Genomic DNA, 18,131 nt, shown 5'->3' on the forward strand with positions numbered 1-18,131 from the left:
ATGAAAAATATGATATATACAATGCTTTTGGCCACTATGACTCTGCCAATGGCAAGCTGTAATGATGAATCTCCAGTCCTTACTCAAAAGGACTGGGATGGTACTACAAACTATTTTTCTCCTACAGAAGAGAAGACTTTCGGTACGTTTTATCAGCCATACGTTGGTTTTGTGGGCGATCCTATGCCTTTTTATGATCCGGTAGCAGAGGACTTTAAGATTTTGTACCTTCGCGACCTACGTCCGAATCCTGATATGACTTACCATCCTATATGGGGTGTATCTACTAAGGATTTTACATCTTATACTTCATTGGACGAACTGGTTCCATGTGGGTCTAAGTCTGAGGCTGATGCTGCTATAGGAACAGGTTCTACTATATACAATGAGACGGACAAAACATATTATACTTTCTATACAGGCCATACACCATCTCAGGAAGTTATAATGCTTGCCACTTCTACCGATTTCAGTACATGGACAAAGAACAGAACACTTTACCTTCAGGGAAGTGATTATGGTTATGATGTGAAGAATTTTCGCGATCCATTTGTGTTTAAAGGCGAAGACGGAATGTTTCACATGATAGTTTCTACTAATAAGGACGGTAAAGGGGTTCTTGCAGAGTTGACATCGGCTGATTTGATGACATGGACCGACAAGGGTGTTTTCCTAAATAACCGTTGGGGCAGATTCTATGAGTGTGCTGATATCTTTAAGATGGGCAGTTGGTGGTATTTGGTATATTCTGACCAGAATGTCTATGAGAGAAGGGTTCAGTATTTCAAGGCTGCTACACTGGACGAACTTAGAAATGTGATTCCTAATGATGATAATCCTTTATGGCCTGACACTCATAACGGTTATCTTGACTCGAGAGCTTTCTATGCAGGCAAGACTGCCTCTAATGGTACTGACAGATATATCTGGGGATGGTGTCCTACGAGAAAAGGTAATGACAATACTGAGGTGAGCAGCGACAGTGAGCCTGAATGGGCTGGAGCACTTGTTGCTCATAAGCTTATCCAGCATGAGGACGGTTCTCTTACTTTAGGTCCTGTTGACGGTTTTGCCAATAAGTATAATAAGACATCAGACACGAAGGTGATGGCTCAGTCTGAGAACGGTGTTCAGGTGAATAACGGAACCTATTCTTTGTCTGCTGGCAGCTACGTGTTATTCAACAGACTAAATGTGCATAATAAGATAACATTCAAAGTTACGGCTTCTACAGCATTAGATAAATTTGGTTTCTCATTCTGTCGTGGAACTGATTCAGAGAAATTCTACAGTGTTATTGTCAATCCAGAAGAGAATGGAGCAAAAAAGAAACTGAATTTTGAGGAAGAAGGTGGAAAAGGTTTCATCTCTGGTGCCGACAGCTATTTCTTTGATACCCCTTCTGATAATGTTTACGACATAACAATTCTTACAGATAATTCAGTATGTGTAGTTTATATAAATGATGTACTTGCATATACCAACAGAATTTATGGTATGCAGAAAAACTGCTGGTCTATCAATTGTTATGATGGAAATATTACAGTAAACGATCTGAATGTAATGTATTATTAAATAAATGATAATCTATATAGTAGTTTTTTCCGTGCTGTTTATCTGAATAAAGGTTTAAGCCTAAAACAGATAAACAGCCGTGGACACTGGACATTGTTATTAATTTCCTAGTCTTAAGCTTATTAATTCTAAAGGATATGAGAATAATATTTGCATTATTGGTCTTTTCGTTTATCTCGTTAGATACATATTCTCAGTACGATGAAAGTTACAGGTCTGTTTATCATTTTGCTCCCAAGAAAGGTGGAATTGGTGACCCGTGTGGATTGATTTATAATAAAGGAAAGTTTAATTTGTTTTGGTGGGGTAGAGCTTACACTGAAGATTTTACCAGTTATAATGAAACTGCTTCTAGAGCTGTAGTAGGCGATGACAACAGTTTTATGTATTACACTGGATCTTGTGTAGTCGACAAAAATAATACAGCATCATTTGGCAAAGACAAGGTGGTAGCTGTCTATACCATGGCAAATAAGAAAAATAAAATCCAGTCGCAAGGACTTTCTGTAGAAGGTGATGACGGATTGATGCATTATTATGACAGTAATCCTGTGCTTGATATAAATTATGAGGATTTTCGCGATCCTACGGTTTTCTGGTATGAGCCGGAGCAGAAATGGGTAATGGTGATAGCTTTGCCTATAGAAAGAAAAATCAGATTCTATTCTTCAGCTGATTTGAAACACTGGGATTGGATGAGTGATTTTGGACAGTTGGGTTCGTGCGAGAATATATGGGAATGTCCTGATATCTATGCATTACCTTTGGATGGAGATTCCAACAATAAGAAATGGGTGTTGATGACATCGGTTGGTCCGAACAAAGGACAGTATTTTATCGGTACTTTCAACGGTAAATCTTTTGAACCGGATGAAGATTGCAGAAACTACCTTCTTGAAGGTAAAGGACTCAAAGGTGAGGTTTTTGCTGATTTTGATGCGATGGACTATGATGGATGGGAAAGAAAAGGTGAGGCATTTTGGATGTCGCCACAGAAAAATAACTCTTCTGCTCATCTTGGCTCGGGTATGGCTTCGTCATACGGTGGAGGTGATAGAATGAAAGGAACATTAATTTCTCCAGAGTTTGTAATATCATCATCGGCAATTAACTTTCTTATTGCTGGCGGAAATCATCCCGGAAAGACATGTATTGATTTGTTAGTCAATGATTCTGTAGTAAGAACTGCTACTGGCAGTAATTCTTCATATCTGAAATGGAATGGATGGAATGTTTCTGACTATATCGGAAGTAAAGCCAGAATAAGAATAAATGACGATTATGACGGTGAGGATTTCGGTTTTATCAGTGTTGACCATATAATGTTTTCTGACGAGCTGAAGACTAACAATATGGAGCATGCCTTATGGGTGGATGAAGGAAGTGACTTCTATGCGGCAAGAGCTTTTAAGGATTATGACGGTACTCTTGATGATACTGTATGGATGGGGTGGATGAATAATTGGGACTATGCGAGGGGTGAAATACCTGCCTCCAGAGGTTTTGGATTCTGGTCTATTCCGCGTACTATATCTTTAAAAACCTTACCAGAGGGGGTACGTATGGTTCAGGAGCCTTTTGATAAATTGAAGAAGCTGCGTACAAATAAAAAAGAATTCAATGGAGTAATCAAAAAAGGCTGTATGGTTATACCGTCTTTCGTCCCGAAACAGAATGTATACGAGATAGAACTAACATTTACTCTCTGCGAGTCTGATGTAGTAGGTCTAAACATTTGTACCGGTGACGGACGCAGTCTTCCTATAAGATATGATTCAAATGTATCATTATTGACTGTTGACAGAACAAACTGTACTTCGGAGAATATTCCGAGATTCAGCCGTAAAATGAACGGACATATTCCGCTTACCAACGACAAACTAAGATTACATATCTTTGTAGATAAGTCAAGTGTAGAGATATTTGCAGGTGACGGGCAATTGGTATTCTCCTTACTGACTTTCCCAGGTGACAAGCAGACGGGAGTAGAATTGTACTCAGAGAAGGGAAATACTACTAAAGTTACCATGAAGGCCTGGAATATTAAAAGTGTATGGAAAAAGTAGTAAATTTGTGTATTAACTAATAGCAGAATAAATATGAATAGCATGAAAATCACAACCTTATGCATGTCTCTTGTATTTTCTTTGGGAATACAGGATGCAAATTCTGCAATAAGGGTTAAAAATCTTGGAAACGAAAATAATTTCGTTTACATCAATCCAGAGAAAAAGTATCTGCTAATTCCGGTGGAAGATTCTGCACCGGAAGGGGAGATAGATTTTGTATATCAGAACAGTAGTCTGACTGGATACACTCAGAAGGTGCGTCTATCGCGTGGCAAGACAGATTATTATGTACCAGTTGACATGTCACAATTCGACAAAGACAGTATTATAATGATAGTTAGAGGTGTTCCTTCAAATTCGATTTGTTGGAGTGATATTGAGGAATCCGACGATATGTCGCTTGAAGTAGAGAAATACCGCCCTTCATACCATCATACTCCGGCATACGGATGGATGAACGACCCTAACGGAATGTTCTACAAGGACGGTGTCTATCATCTGTATTTCCAATACAATCCTTACGGCTCTATGTGGGGAAACATGCACTGGGGACATTCTACTTCTACTGACCTGGTGAACTGGAAAAATGAAGGTGTTGCAATTGCTCCTGATGCCATAGGAACAATTTTCAGCGGCTCATGCGTGGTTGACCATAACAATACATCGGGCTTCGGCGAAGGCGCTGTAGTGGCATTCTATACTTCGGCCAAGCAGACTCCATGGGGAGACTGCCAGACGCAAAGTATGGCATACAGCCTTGATAACGGAAAGACATTCATCAAATACGAGAATAACCCTATCCTGACATCCTCAGAAAAAGATTTCCGCGACCCGAAAGTGTTCTGGTATGCACCAAAAGAACATTGGGTAATGATGCTTGCCGTAGGTCAGCACATGGAAATTTATTCTTCAAAGAACCTGAAGGACTGGACTAAGGAAAGTGAATTCGGCGAAGGACACGGATGCCACGGAGGAGTATGGGAATGTCCGGATCTGGTGGAACTCCCGGTAGAAGGTACTAAGGAAAAGAAATGGGTGCTTATATGCAATATCAATCCTGGAGGTCCTTTCGGCGGCTCGGCTACACAGTATTTTGTAGGCGATTTTGACGGCAGCACTTTTACAAACAATTATCCTGAAGAAACCAAATGGATGGATTACGGTAAAGACCATTATGCTACAGTGACATGGAACAATGCTCCCGATGGAAGATGTATAGCCATAGGATGGATGAGTAACTGGCAGTATGCAAACAATGTTCCGACACTTCAGTACCGCAGCGCAAACACCATAGCCAGAGATTTGTCTCTTTTCAAACAGGATGGAAGCATATTCCTTAAGTCAGAACCTTGCAAGGAGATGCTTGAAGCCAGAAAGGATGGCAGACAGATAAAAACGGTAAATGTAGCCAAAGCGGAAACAATATCACTGTCACCTCAAAGTGATAACGGAACTTACGAAGTAGAGCTATCAATAAATCCGGGAAAGTCAAAAGAAGTCTCATTTGTTCTTTCCAATGGAAAAGGAGAGAAAGTCCTGATGACATATGATGTACTGAAAAAGACTTTTGCAATAGACCGTACAAAGAGTGGTGAAGTATCTTTCAGCAATGATTTTCCTGCAGTGACAGAAATGTCTTTAAGCAAATCAAAAGAACTTAAACTTCGTCTGTTTGTAGATAAATCTAGTATAGAAGCTTTTGTTGACAATGGAAAATTTGTGATGACGAACTGTGTGTTCCCGTCAGTACCATACGATATGATTAGATTTGAAAGTGACGGCAATAGGTATAAGGTTAAAAATATAAATATATATCAGATAAAGTAATATGGCTACAGTAAAACTAAATAAATTAATTCCCGTGATGCTTTGTTTCTTCGCCATGGGTTTTGTTGACCTGGTGGGAATAGCATCCAATTATGTGAAGGCAGATCTTGGCTTGAGTGATTCTCAGGCCAACATCTTCCCTTCCTTGGTATTCTTCTGGTTTCTTATATTCTCGGTGCCGACCGGAATTCTGATGAACCGTATAGGCCGTAAGAAAACAGTACTGTTAAGCCTTGTTGTAACATTTGCTTCATTACTTCTGCCAATATTCGGCGACAGTTACATGCTGATGCTCTGTTCATTCTCCTTGTTGGGTATAGGAAATGCCCTTATGCAGACATCATTGAATCCGCTGTTAAGCAACATTATAAGTGGAGATAAACTTGCCAGTTCCTTGACATTCGGACAGTTCGTAAAAGCCATAGCTTCATTCCTGGCCCCTTACATAGCCATGTGGGGAGCCACTCAGGCAATGCCAAGTTTCGGCTTGGGATGGCGTGTGCTTTTCCCCATCTATATGATAATAGCCGTAATAGCTGTTCTCTGGCTTTCTGCTACACCAATAGAAGAAGAACGTCCTGACAAGGCATCCGGTTTTGCCGATTGTCTTAAACTTCTTGGTTCTCCTTTCATCCTGCTTTGTTTTGTCGGTATAATGTGTCATGTAGGTATAGATGTCGGGACCAATACTACAGCTCCAAAGATATTGATGGAACGTCTTGGCATGAGCCTTGATGAGGCTTCTTTTGCGACCAGCCTTTATTTCATCTTCAGGACCATCGGCTGTTTCTCCGGTTCTATTATCCTTCAGAAAGTTTCAGCTCGTTCGTTTTTCCTTATAAGTGTACTCTGTATGCTTGCTGCCATGGTTGGACTGCTGACTTCTGATGTCGATTCAGTGATATATACATCAATCGCTCTGATAGGTTTCGGCAATTCAAATGTCTTCTCAATAATCTTCTCCCAGGCTTTGCTTTCAATGCCTGAAAAGAAGAACGAGATATCAGGTCTGATGATAATGGGTCTTTTCGGTGGAACAGTATTCCCTTTGTTTATGGGATTTGCCTCTGATGCAGCCGGTCAGGACGGAGCTGTAGCTGTAATGGCAGTAGGAGTGATTTATTTATTGATTTATACCATGAAACTTAAAAAATAACACATTATGAATGATTTAGTAGTAGGAATGGGTGAAGCACTATGGGATGTGCTTCCTGAAGGAAAGAAATTGGGTGGTGCCCCTGCAAACTTTGCATACCATATATCACAGTTCGGTCTTAACAGCCGTGTAGTAAGTGCCGTAGGCGATGACAAACTTGGCACCGAAATACTTGAAAACTTCCGTGAAAAGAAACTTTTCGGAATAGTAGAGATAGTACCTTATCCTACAGGAACCGTTCAGGTGGAGCTTGATGCCGAAGGTGTTCCCTGTTATGACATAAAGGAAGGCGTTGCATGGGATAATGTACCTTTTACTCCAGCTCTTGAAGATTTGGCTCGCCATACGCGTGCGGTATGTTTCGGCTCTTTGGCGCAACGTAGTGTCGTGTCTCGTGAGACAATCAACCGTTTCCTTGACGCTATGCCCGAAGGTGATGATATATTGAAGATATTTGATATCAATCTTCGTCAGGGCTTTTATACCAAGGAAATCCTTTGCCATTCATTCAGTAAGTGTAATATACTTAAGATAAATGATGAAGAGCTCGTTACAGTGAGCCGTATGTTCGGATATCCCGGTATTGACCTTCAGGACAAATGCTGGATTCTCCTTGCCAAATATAACTTGAAGATGCTGATACTGACTTGCGGAGTGAACGGCAGTTATGTATTTACTCCCGGCAGTGTTTCATTTGTAGAGACACCGAAAGTAGTTGTAGCCGACACAGTAGGGGCAGGTGATTCCTTTACCGCTACATTTGTAGCTTCCATTCTTAAAGGAAAGTCAGTACGTGAGGCTCATGAGCTTGCTGTAAAAGTGTCGGCATACGTATGTACACAGAATGGTGCAATGCCTGTACTGCCAGATGTATATCTGGACTAAGAAGTTAAGAGCATTTTATTGTTTAATAGGGTTTTATGTCTTAAAATTAGAAAGATTAGTATCTTCCTAAAAATGTTTCATGTACATATACAAATGTTGCATGAAACATTTTTTATTTTGTATGAAACATTTGTTATAAATCTTTGTTTTACTTCTTCATACATTTGCAAAAAACATAAACTACTAGAACAATGTGAATGCTATGAAGGCAGAACAGAAACAACTATTGAAGAGAATGAATTCGGCAGTACTATTACTTGCCATTGCATGTGCAACTTCTTATGCACAAGAGAAAAATGAAAACAGTGACAGCAAAAAGGAAGAAGCAAACAGAAACGTTATGCTTAATGCCGCAAGTGCTAACGGTCCTCGTGAAATCCAGATTGGTCTTCCTTCGGCCGATGTGAACGTTCTTGAAAACGGTATTCCCGTTACTTATGCTACTAACCCTCACAGTGTGAACTCTCTTTGGCGTGCTGATGCCAGCCTTAGCCATGTGGGATTGCTTAAAATCTCAGAAACAGCTGTGACTACAGGTAACATCGGTTATGCCGTAAACTCTTTTACTCAGCTTGGTCAGGACAAATTCAACGGTACTTTGAATTATAAGACCAATCACTTCGGAATGCAGGAAGTTTCGCTTAACCTTAACGGCGGACTTGGTAAAGGTTGGTTATACAGCGCCAGCATGTATCAGGACTTCGATCCGGGAACATTCGATATTAAGGCAACTCCGTTCCAGGACCGTACACAGATATATAAATTTGCAATCACAAAGAAATATAATAATAACAGAGGTGCTTTCACTGCACTTTATAATTTCTCAAAGAGCCATCCGGTATATACATTTGCCACTCAGTCTGCTCCATTCGTATATGTAGGCGACGGTAGTGTACGTGAATTCGGCGATTTTACTCTCGGTACTACATCATATCTTCCTATGGATAATGAAATGGTGTATCGTGACATGCGTACAGGAGAAGTGAAAAAGACTAACTTATACGATGCTACAGAAAATATCGGTCATGTAGTGACATTGATGAACGATTATTCATGGGACAACGGCTTGAACTGGAAGACAGTTATGAAGTATGATCATTCTACCGGTTCGCTGGTATATCAGTCACCGATGTCACTTGACAAAAACGAAGCAGGTATCAATTATCAGTACGAAGCAGCCGATGGAAGCATGCAGCCTTATACAGGCGAATATGTACAGAGCCGAATGTCATGTCTGAACCGTGGATTTATCGATTCATTCATGTTTACTACAGAGCTTTCCAGAAAATTGAGCAATGGTACATGGAGATTAGGTCTTAACGAATGGTATTACGATGTAGATTACAGCTCAAGTACAACAATGTACGATCAGTCTGTTCCATCAGACGGCAGCTATCCTGTAAGACTGTACAATACAGATTATGCTTCATATGCTAGCCGCACATACTCAGGCAATGGTTATTATTACGACCTGAACAAAAATGCTTCGGAGTATTACAACGGATATGAAAACAAACTGGCACTTTACTTTACTCATGACTGGGATATCACAGATTTCCTGAATGTTTACTACGGTGCACGTCTTGAATATCAGGCATTGCGTGGTGAGAATGCAGCTGTAAAAGATGCAAATGGTAATTATGTAGGACGCTTCGCAAATTATAATCTTGGTGCAACAGCTCCTGACGGTGTTACAAAAATTGCTGCAACTCCTATGAGCTATGACTGGTTGAACTATGCTCTTACTGCAGCTGCAACATATAAGTTGACAAAACAGTTCGGTTTCACAGGTGACTTCACTTACATCACACAGCATCCGAAGATTGAGAATTTCGCTCCGGCTACATTGCCTAACGTTGACAAAATTTCTGTACCTCTGGGACGTGCCGGAATATATTACAACAATGAATGGTTGAGTTTGACATCACTCTTCTCATATATTTCAAAGACAAACAATAACTCAACTTTGAATCTCCAGCATAAAACAGATGCAGGACAGACTGAAATCATGGCTGCTCCTCTGACATACGATATCAAGACATTGGGATGGACAACTGACGTTGTAGCACGTCCGTTCAAGGGATTTGATCTTCACTTCCTGTTCACATATCAGAAACCGACTTACAAGAAATATGAAACTTCAGTTACATTCTCAGACAATTATGTAGGAAGTATCAATGCAACAGGAAATATCGTAGCTGAAATTCCACAGGTGATTGTTGAAATCGACCCAAGTTATATGATTACAAAAGACCTGAAAATCTGGACAAGCTTCCGTTATTTCAGCAAGACATATGCAAACATCAATGATGCATATTATTTCAACGGTCGTTGGGAAACATTCGGTGGTTTGAATTGGCAGGTTAACAAGAAACTGGCTCTTGGATGTACTGTTGTCAACTTCCTTAACCAGACAGGAGCAAAAGGTAGTATAGCAGGTGCTGAACTTATCGAAAAAGAAGATGCAGGACAGTATGCAGGACATGTAATGGCAGGTAGCTATATCCGTCCGTTCACTGTAGAATTTACTGCAAGCTTGAAATTCTGATAAAAATAGGTTATAGAAGTTGGTTCCTTTAACTGAATTAACTTCTATAATTTCAATAAATCCACTAAAAATAAACTAATTAAAAATATACAACCATGAAAAAGATTATCAATCATCTGGCAGTGGCTATGGTAGCTGTTTCCTTTACTGCATGTCAGCCACAGAAGAGTGGTCTTACCTTTGAACATCAGGGTGATACTCTAACAATAGTACATATTACTAATCCTTCAAAATATCTTATCCTTCCTATTCAGGAATCTTGTAATGAGGGTAAAGTGAAACTTGACACAGGAAGTCCTGCAGATATGGCAATGGACGTTCGTCTGGCTGTTGACAGCGTAGAATATTACGTACCTTTCGCATTACCACAGGGAGTAAAGGAAGCAGTTGTTACTATCGGACGTGTAGCTGCCAATGCGGTATGCTGGGATAATATCTCTCTTGCTGATACATTCGATACATCGAATACTGATTATTACCGTCCTGAATATCATCACACTCCGCTTTACGGATGGATGAACGATGCTAACGGACTTGTTTACAAGGATGGTGAATATCATCTTTATTTCCAGTATAACCCTTATGGCTCAAAATGGGGAAATATGCACTGGGGACACTCTGTAAGTAAAGACCTGGTACACTGGCAACATCTAGACCCGGCTATCGCACGCGATACATTGGGACATATCTTCTCAGGAAGTACAGTTATAGACAAGAATAACAGCGCAGGCTACGGCAAAGATGCCATGATAGCATTCTATACATCTGCCAGTGACGAGCACGGACAGATACAGTGCATGGCATATAGCAACGACAACGGACGTACATATACAAAATACGAGAATAATCCTATCCTTACTCCGTTTGACGGATTGAAGGATTTCCGCGACCCTAAAGTGTTCTGGTACGAACCTGCACAGAAATGGTACATGATAGTCTCTGCAGACAAGAACATGCGTTTCTATTCATCTACAGACCTCAAGCAGTGGGAATACCTTAGCCAGTTTGGCGAAGGCTACGGCGTACAGCCCAACCAGTTTGAATGTCCTGACTTCATTCAGCTTCCTGTCGACGGCAACAAAGACAACATGAAGTGGGTTATGATAGTAAACATCAATCCGGGATGTCCTTTCGGTGGTAGCGCTACTGAATATTTCATTGGTGATTTCGACGGAAAAGAATTCAAATGCGATACAGACAAGAGCGTAACTAAATGGCTTGATTTCGGTAAAGATCACTATGCTACAGTTTGTTTCTCAAATACAGGTGACCGTATAATAGCAGTTCCATGGATGAGCAACTGGCAGTACGCCAACGTAACTCCTATACGCCAATATCGTGGAGCAAACGCATTGCCAAGAGAACTTTCTCTTTATACAAAGAATGGTGAAATCTACATGGCTGCAAATGTAGTGAAAGAAACTGAAGCTCTTCGCAAGTCAACACGCAATATAGAAAGTCTTTCTGTAGAAGGTGAAACTGTAATAGACAGTATAACTGACGGATTGAACAGCGGTGTTGAATTGGAAATGGATATCGTTCCAGGTAGGGCTCAGACAGTAGGTTTCGACATAATGAATGCCAAAGGTGAGAAGACAAAAATCTATCTTGATCTGAAATCCGGTCGTGCTGTGATGGATCGTACTGAAAGCGGTTTGATCGCTTTTGGTGAGAAAGCCGAACCACACTTCAAGGAAAATCATGACCGCCGCAAGACAGAATCTATAAACTATATCAATGATTTTGCTTTGGGAACATGGGCACCACTTTCATTGTGTGAAGGTAAGTCATATCATCTTAATGTTTTCGTTGACAAATGTTCTGTAGAACTTTTCGTTGACGGAGGACGTATAGCAATGACAAATCTTGTATTCCCGACAGAAGTATATAATTCTCTTCGTTTCTATACAGAGGGTGGTAAGGCAGAGGTTAAGAACTTGAGTATTCATAAATTAGGATTATAATAGTTATGAATACCACTTCACAAAATAACCTTTCCCGACTAATCCCTGTGATGCTCTGCTTTTTCGCCATGGGCTTTGTTGACCTGGTGGGAATAGCATCCAATTATGTGAAGGCAGACCTTGGCTTGAGTGATTCTCAAGCCAATATCTTCCCTTCCTTGGTATTCTTCTGGTTTCTGATATTTTCAGTACCGACGGGAATTTTGATGAACCGTATAGGCCGCAAGAAAACAGTACTGTTGAGTCTTGTAGTGACATTCGCTTCATTGCTCCTGCCTATATTCGGTGACAGCTATATGCTGATGCTCTGTTCATTCTCTTTGTTAGGCATAGGAAATGCCCTTATGCAGACATCATTGAATCCGCTGTTAAGTAATATCATCAGTGGAGATAAACTTGCCAGTTCTTTGACATTCGGACAGTTCGTAAAAGCCATAGCTTCATTCCTGGCACCATACATCGCCATGTGGGGAGCTACTCAGGCCATGCCTACATTTGGTCTTGGCTGGAGAATTCTCTTCCCTATATACATGATAATAGCTGTTATAGCCGTACTTTGGCTAGGCGCTACTCCTATAGAAGAAGAACGTCCCGACAAGGCATCCGGTTTTGCCGATTGTTTTAAACTTCTAGGTTCTCCTTTTATCCTGCTTTGTTTCGTCGGCATAATGTGTCATGTCGGAATCGATGTGGGAACGAATACCACAGCTCCAAAGATATTGATGGAACGTCTTGGCATGAGCCTTGATGAGGCTTCTTTTGCAACCAGCCTTTATTTCATCTTCAGGACTATCGGCTGTTTCTCCGGTTCTATTATCCTTCAGAAAGTTTCAGCCCGTTCGTTTTTCCTTATAAGTGTACTCTGTATGCTTGCAGCAATGGTAGGTCTGTTGACTTCAGATGCCGATTCAGTTATATACACATCCATCGCATTGATAGGTTTCGGTAATTCAAATGTATTCTCGATAATATTCTCTCAGGCTCTTCTTTCAATGCCAGAAAAGAAAAACGAGATATCAGGTTTGATGATAATGGGTCTTTTCGGTGGAACAGTGTTCCCATTGCTTATGGGATTTGCTTCCGATGCAGCCGGTCAGGACGGAGCAGTAGCAGTAATGGCAGTAGGAGTTATCTACTTGCTCTTCTACACCATGAAATTGAAAAAATGAGTAGTGCTCATTAATTAGCTTTGTCGCCCGTCGGTTCTTGATTAACTACGTTGACCGTCGGTTCTTAATTCTTAATTTTTAATTCTTAATTGACTTAATTGAATATCATGAACGATATAGTAGTAGGAATGGGTGAAGCGCTATGGGATGTGCTTCCGGAAGGAAAGAAATTGGGTGGTGCCCCTGCAAATTTTGCATATCATATTTCACAATTCGGCCTTAACAGCCGCATAGTAAGTGCTGTAGGTGATGACAAACTAGGTGCAGAAATACTTGAAAATTTCCGTGAAAAGAAACTTTACGGAATAGTAGAGACAGTTCCTTATCCTACAGGAACCGTACAGGTAGAACTTGATGCCGAAGGTGTGCCTTGTTATGACATAAAGGAAGGTGTTGCATGGGATAATATTCCGTTTTCTCCTGCCCTTGAAGATTTGGCCCGTCATACCCGTGCCGTATGTTTCGGTTCCTTGGCACAGCGCAGTGTCGTGTCTCGTGAGACAATCAACCGTTTTATAGACGCTATGCCCGAAGGTGATGATATATTGAAGATATTTGATATAAATCTTCGTCAGGGTTTTTATACAAAGGAAATACTTTGCAATTCATTCCGTAAGTGCAATATACTGAAGATAAATGATGAGGAACTGGTGACAGTTAGCCGTATGTTCGGTTATCCAGGTATTGATCTTCAGGATAAGTGCTGGATTCTCCTGGCCAAGTATAACTTGAAGATGTTGATCCTGACTTGTGGTGTGAACGGTAGTTATGTATTTACTCCGGGCAGTATTTCTTTCGTAGAGACTCCAAAGGTTGTTGTTGCTGATACTGTTGGTGCAGGTGATTCTTTTACCGCTACATTCGTAGCCTCAATTCTTAAAGGAAAGTCAGTACGTGAGGCTCACGAGCTTGCAGTAAAAGTCTCTGCATACGTATGTACGCAGAACGGCGCCATGCCTGTGTTGCCGGATGTGTATCTGGACTAATATGTAACAAATATATAAGTTGGCAAGTTGACGAGGTTCTGGTCTCGTCAACTTGCTTTTTTATATATTTAGGATTAAATAATATAATGTATATGATATATATCATGTATATTATATATATTTGCAGAAAATATATGATTATGGTAACAGTTGCTTTACAAAAGAAAAGAAAGAATATAGACTTACCTGTAGAAACATTACAGAAACTTTCCATAATGGCTGCATCACAAGGAAAAAGCCTAAAGGCATATATTGAGAATATTCTTGTAGCAAAAGCCGATACATTACAATTAGAGGTACAGAGTCCCAGCCCGAGTGATGATGAATTTTTCTCTTATCCTGAAAATCTGAATGAAACGGTTGAAAGAGTAAATGAGTATAAGAGGGGAAAAACAAAATCAAAGGTAGTACTGAAATCTGTTGATGATATAAATAATTTCATAAATAACCTTTGATAATGTATATCGTTGAAATCAGTGATAGGGCTGCAGATGATATAGCCTTATTAAAGAAAAGTGGAAATACTTCAGCTATAATTAAAATCCGAAAACTTCTTGTTGAGCTGCAAGAACATCCTACATCAGGTACCGGTCAGGTTGAGGCCTTGAAAGGAAATCTTTCCGGTTTCTGGAGCAGAAGAATTGATAAATACAATCGTTTGATTTATACCATTGAAGAAGAAACTGTTACTGTTGTGGTAGTTTCCGCAAAAGGTCATTATGGTATGAAATAGAATTTAATTGACGACTAGTTAGTCAGCTCGTCAATTAAAAAGATTATTATTTTTTCCTTAATACATCCGTAGGATTTTCCCCAAAAAACTCTTTATAGCATTTCGTGAAGTATGATGGCGATGAAAATCCCACTTCGTATGCTATTTCCGATATACTTTTTTCGCTTGAAGTCTTTATTATAGCATTTGCCTTGTTAAGCCTTGCTATCCTTAACAACTCGTTAGGTGTATATCCTGTCAATGCTTTAGCCTTTCTGTACAGCTGAACGCGGCTGAATCCTATCTGTTCTCCCATATCTTCTACGCTGAAATCAGCATTACCGATATTTTCTTCAATCAGACGGCGCAGCTTTTCCACAAAACCTTTGTCTGCATCTGCCAGAGGAGTAGCATTGGTCAATGTCTTGTCTCCGAAGAAATCCTTCAGCCTTTTACGGTTATCTATAAGATTATGTAGTCTTGCCATCAGAAGTTCAGAACTGAAAGGTTTGGATATGTATGAGTCCGCACCACATTCATATCCTTTTATCTTCTGTTCGTCCATTGAGTATGCCGTGAGCATCATTACAGGAATGTGTGATGTGCGTGGCTCAGCTTTCAGACGGCGGCAACATTCCATACCGTCCATTACTGGCATCATCACATCACAGATTATTATGTCTGGCACTCCGGCAATAGCAAGTTTCAATCCTTCTTCGCCATTACCAGCTTCCATTACAGAATATTCACCCTCCAGTAACGATTTCACGTAGTCCCTGACATCCTGATTGTCGTCAATAACAAGCACTATACCTTTCGATACATCTTTTTTGCCTGCATTATTATTTTCTGCCTTAAGACTTTCCTGATCTGCCATAACTACAGCTCCTTCTTTAAGGTTGTTAAGCAGAGCTTTACGGTCAACACTTCCCGTTACGGTTCCATCCTGTTTTACAGGAATACAGATAGTGAATACAGTACCGCTACCTTCAGTGCTTTCCACATTAATCTCGCCATGATGCATTTCAACAAATGCTTTAACAAGTGCAAGACCTATTCCTGAACCGGCATGATGTACGTCTATCTGGTAGAAACTCTCGAAAATATGTTTTACGTGTTCTGCAGGCATACCTGCGCCAGTGTCAGTAAATCTCATTGTAATCTTGTTATCAGTACCCCTGCGTAAGCAGATGCTTATACAGCCGTTTTCGGGTGTAAATTTGAAAGCATTCGACAACAGGTTATAGGTTATTCTTTCCATCATCTCTGCATCTGCTATGATGTTATAATCGCCTTCTTCTGCATTAAACCTGAATGTGATATGTTTTCTGTAGCTTAATGTACGAAACGCCTCTGCCCATTCTTTCATACAGTCCATTATGTTGAATTCAGAGAGATGCATTTCCAGCTTTCCGTTTTCAAATTTACGGAAATCCATTATTTGATTTATCAGTCTGAGTAGAACGGTAACATTCTTGTTTATAATGTTGAGTAGGAATTTCTCTTCTTCTTTAATGTTTTTGCTTTCCATCAACCGTTTCACAGGATCGGCTATAAGAGTGAGAGGAGTACGGAAATCATGAGATACATTTGTGAAGAAAGACAGTTTTGCTTTTGTAGCTTCTTCAAGTTTCTGTGAAAGGTCAATAAGCTGATCCCTTTGCTCTTCCAATTGTTGTTTCTGTTCGGCAAGTTCCGTATTAAGTCTAATTTTGGTCCAGTATGCCCTGACTACAAAGAACAGTAAAACTGCCAGTAGAATGGCTATTACTATACATGCATACAGAAACATCTTTTGTGATGAATATCTTATAAGGTAAGTATCAAGTTTTTCATTTAGTATTTTAATCTTGCCGTCCAAAGTCTTGATATGTGATGTCTGCATCTGCATGATTCTGGCATTTCCGGCGTTTACAAGTGCCGATGATAGTAGATTTTCCCTTTCGTATTTCTTCTTTTCCAAGATGTTCATAGCTACCTGGATAGCTTTGTCACCTCCTGTAGGGTATATAAACGTAGCGTCAAGAATACTGTCGGTTACCAGTTCGACACCAAGCTTTTCGCCAGCCAGGGCGTCAACACCGACAAAGAGCATTTCTTTTTCACGTCCTTTTTTTCTGGCTGCTTCGTAGGCACCGGCAGCCATCGGGTCATTTTGTGCAAATACCAGATCGATATCTTTGTATATTGAAAGAATTGAATCAAACTTGTTTTCTGCATTTGCTTTCAGCCATGCGGCATCAGCCGTAGCAATTATTTCGATAGAAGGATAATTTTTCAGAACATCGTTCATTCCTTTGTGTCTTTCCAGGGCTGGAGTGGAGCCTTTTAGTCCGGTCAGTTCAACTATTCTGCCTTTTCCGTTAAGTCTGTTGGCTATGTATGTTCCTACCTGTTCTCCCATCAGATAATTATCACCTCCAACAAATGCCGTATATTTGTCGGAAGCTATTTTCCTGTCCACCAATACTACAGGGATACCCCCATCGTAAGCCTTTTCCACTACAGGGGTAATGGCTTTTGCTTCGTTGGGTGATACAATAAGCAGATCAACTCCTTCTGAAATGAATTCTTCTATATCTTCTATCTGTTCTTTACTATTGTCTTTTACAGTCTTTATTTCAATTTTCAGATTAGGGTAGAAGAGTGCTTCACGCTTTATCTCGTCGTTCATTCGGTTTCTCCACTCATCATCGCTACATTGCGATACACCGATAATGAAATCATGTTCGGATTTAGAACATGATGAAATAAATAATAACAGAAAAAACGAAAGGGTTATACAGACATTGCCTGCGATATGTTTGATTCTGCTGTGTTTCATCTTATTGGGTTAGGTATATTGGTATTTATTCTACTGTCTATTATGCAAAAGTAATCAATAAATACAATATTTACAAATGTAGTATAGGGGGCTGTATCTCTTCTATAGGTGAGTAAAAATAACGCTTAGTGAACATGTATGATTTTCAAAACTACATTCAAGCAGTATGCATACAATGTTTGCTAAGCGTAAATACAATGTGAGATACAATATCTATTTCACTTTTTTATACATATTCCGCTAGTTTATTAATTCCTATATTCAGCTCTTTAGCAATATCTTCATCGGATAGCCCTTGTTTCCTTAAGAGGCTTATCATATTTCCTAGCATTTTATTTTTAGAAATTAGTTCCTGGCTCTTGCTCTCAAGTTCCTGGCTCTTGCTCTCAAGTTCCTGGCTCTTGCTCTCAAGTTCC

Annotated in this window: 13 protein-coding genes; 11 read left to right on the forward strand and 2 right to left on the reverse strand. The window is 40.0% G+C overall.

The features are described 5' to 3' along the window. From NW213_RS09985 to NW213_RS10035, 11 genes are all read left to right on the forward strand, one after another. The gene (locus NW213_RS09985) at positions 1–1,575 is read left to right on the forward strand and encodes a glycoside hydrolase family 32 protein (RefSeq protein ID WP_204394523.1); all 1,575 of its coding nucleotides are present in this window, start codon (positions 1–3) and stop codon (positions 1,573–1,575) included. Positions 1,576–1,712: 137 nt separating this feature from the next. After that, positions 1,713–3,641 carry a glycoside hydrolase family 32 protein gene (locus tag NW213_RS09990; protein ID WP_258322662.1) on the forward strand — a complete coding sequence of 643 codons (1,929 nt, stop codon included), beginning with the start codon at positions 1,713–1,715 and terminating at the stop codon, positions 3,639–3,641. 42 nt (positions 3,642–3,683) lie between these two features. Beyond that, entirely contained in the window at positions 3,684–5,471 is a 1,788-nt protein-coding gene (locus NW213_RS09995) for a GH32 C-terminal domain-containing protein (RefSeq protein ID WP_258322663.1), read from the forward strand. A 1-nt stretch (position 5,472) separates the two neighbouring features. Further along, positions 5,473–6,627 (forward strand): MFS transporter, encoded by a 1,155-nt coding sequence (locus NW213_RS10000; RefSeq protein WP_258322664.1) that lies wholly within the window; start codon positions 5,473–5,475, stop codon positions 6,625–6,627. Positions 6,628–6,633: 6 nt separating this feature from the next. Continuing rightward, a complete protein-coding gene (locus NW213_RS10005; RefSeq protein ID WP_258322665.1) occupies positions 6,634–7,512 on the forward strand; it encodes a carbohydrate kinase in 879 nt (292 codons plus the stop codon). Positions 7,513–7,714: 202 nt separating this feature from the next. Next, positions 7,715–10,060, forward strand: coding sequence for a TonB-dependent receptor (locus NW213_RS10010; protein WP_258322666.1), 2,346 nt, complete (start codon positions 7,715–7,717; stop codon positions 10,058–10,060). 95 nt (positions 10,061–10,155) lie between these two features. Beyond that, on the forward strand, positions 10,156–12,024 hold the full coding sequence (locus NW213_RS10015; RefSeq protein ID WP_258322667.1) for a GH32 C-terminal domain-containing protein: 1,869 nt from the start codon (positions 10,156–10,158) through the stop codon (positions 12,022–12,024). Between the two features lie 5 nt (positions 12,025–12,029). Next, a complete protein-coding gene (locus tag NW213_RS10020) occupies positions 12,030–13,193 on the forward strand; it encodes an MFS transporter (protein WP_235326520.1) in 1,164 nt (387 codons plus the stop codon). Between the two features lie 107 nt (positions 13,194–13,300). After that, the gene (locus NW213_RS10025; protein WP_258322668.1) at positions 13,301–14,179 is read left to right on the forward strand and encodes a carbohydrate kinase; all 879 of its coding nucleotides are present in this window, start codon (positions 13,301–13,303) and stop codon (positions 14,177–14,179) included. 140 nt (positions 14,180–14,319) lie between these two features. Further along, positions 14,320–14,634, forward strand: a complete 315-nt coding sequence (locus tag NW213_RS10030; RefSeq protein WP_258322669.1) for a hypothetical protein — start codon at positions 14,320–14,322, stop codon at positions 14,632–14,634. Then, complete coding sequence (locus NW213_RS10035) at positions 14,634–14,912, forward strand: Txe/YoeB family addiction module toxin (protein ID WP_375338134.1); 279 nt, start codon at positions 14,634–14,636, stop codon at positions 14,910–14,912. Before NW213_RS10030 ends, NW213_RS10035 begins: the two co-directional genes overlap by 1 nt. A gap of 46 nt (positions 14,913–14,958) precedes the next feature. On the opposite strand, the gene NW213_RS10040 is transcribed toward NW213_RS10035, so the two are convergent. Further along, the gene (locus tag NW213_RS10040; protein ID WP_258322671.1) at positions 14,959–17,715 is read right to left on the reverse strand and encodes a substrate-binding domain-containing protein; all 2,757 of its coding nucleotides are present in this window, start codon (positions 17,713–17,715) and stop codon (positions 14,959–14,961) included. Positions 17,716–17,941: 226 nt separating this feature from the next. Next, the coding region (locus NW213_RS10045; RefSeq protein ID WP_258322672.1) for a hypothetical protein at positions 17,942–18,131 on the reverse strand (190 nt) is incomplete at its 5' end.

Origin of the sequence: Bacteroides sp. ET336 (genome assembly GCF_024733815.1) — a bacterium.
Lineage (GTDB): Bacteria > Bacteroidota > Bacteroidia > Bacteroidales > Bacteroidaceae > Phocaeicola > Phocaeicola cellulolyticus.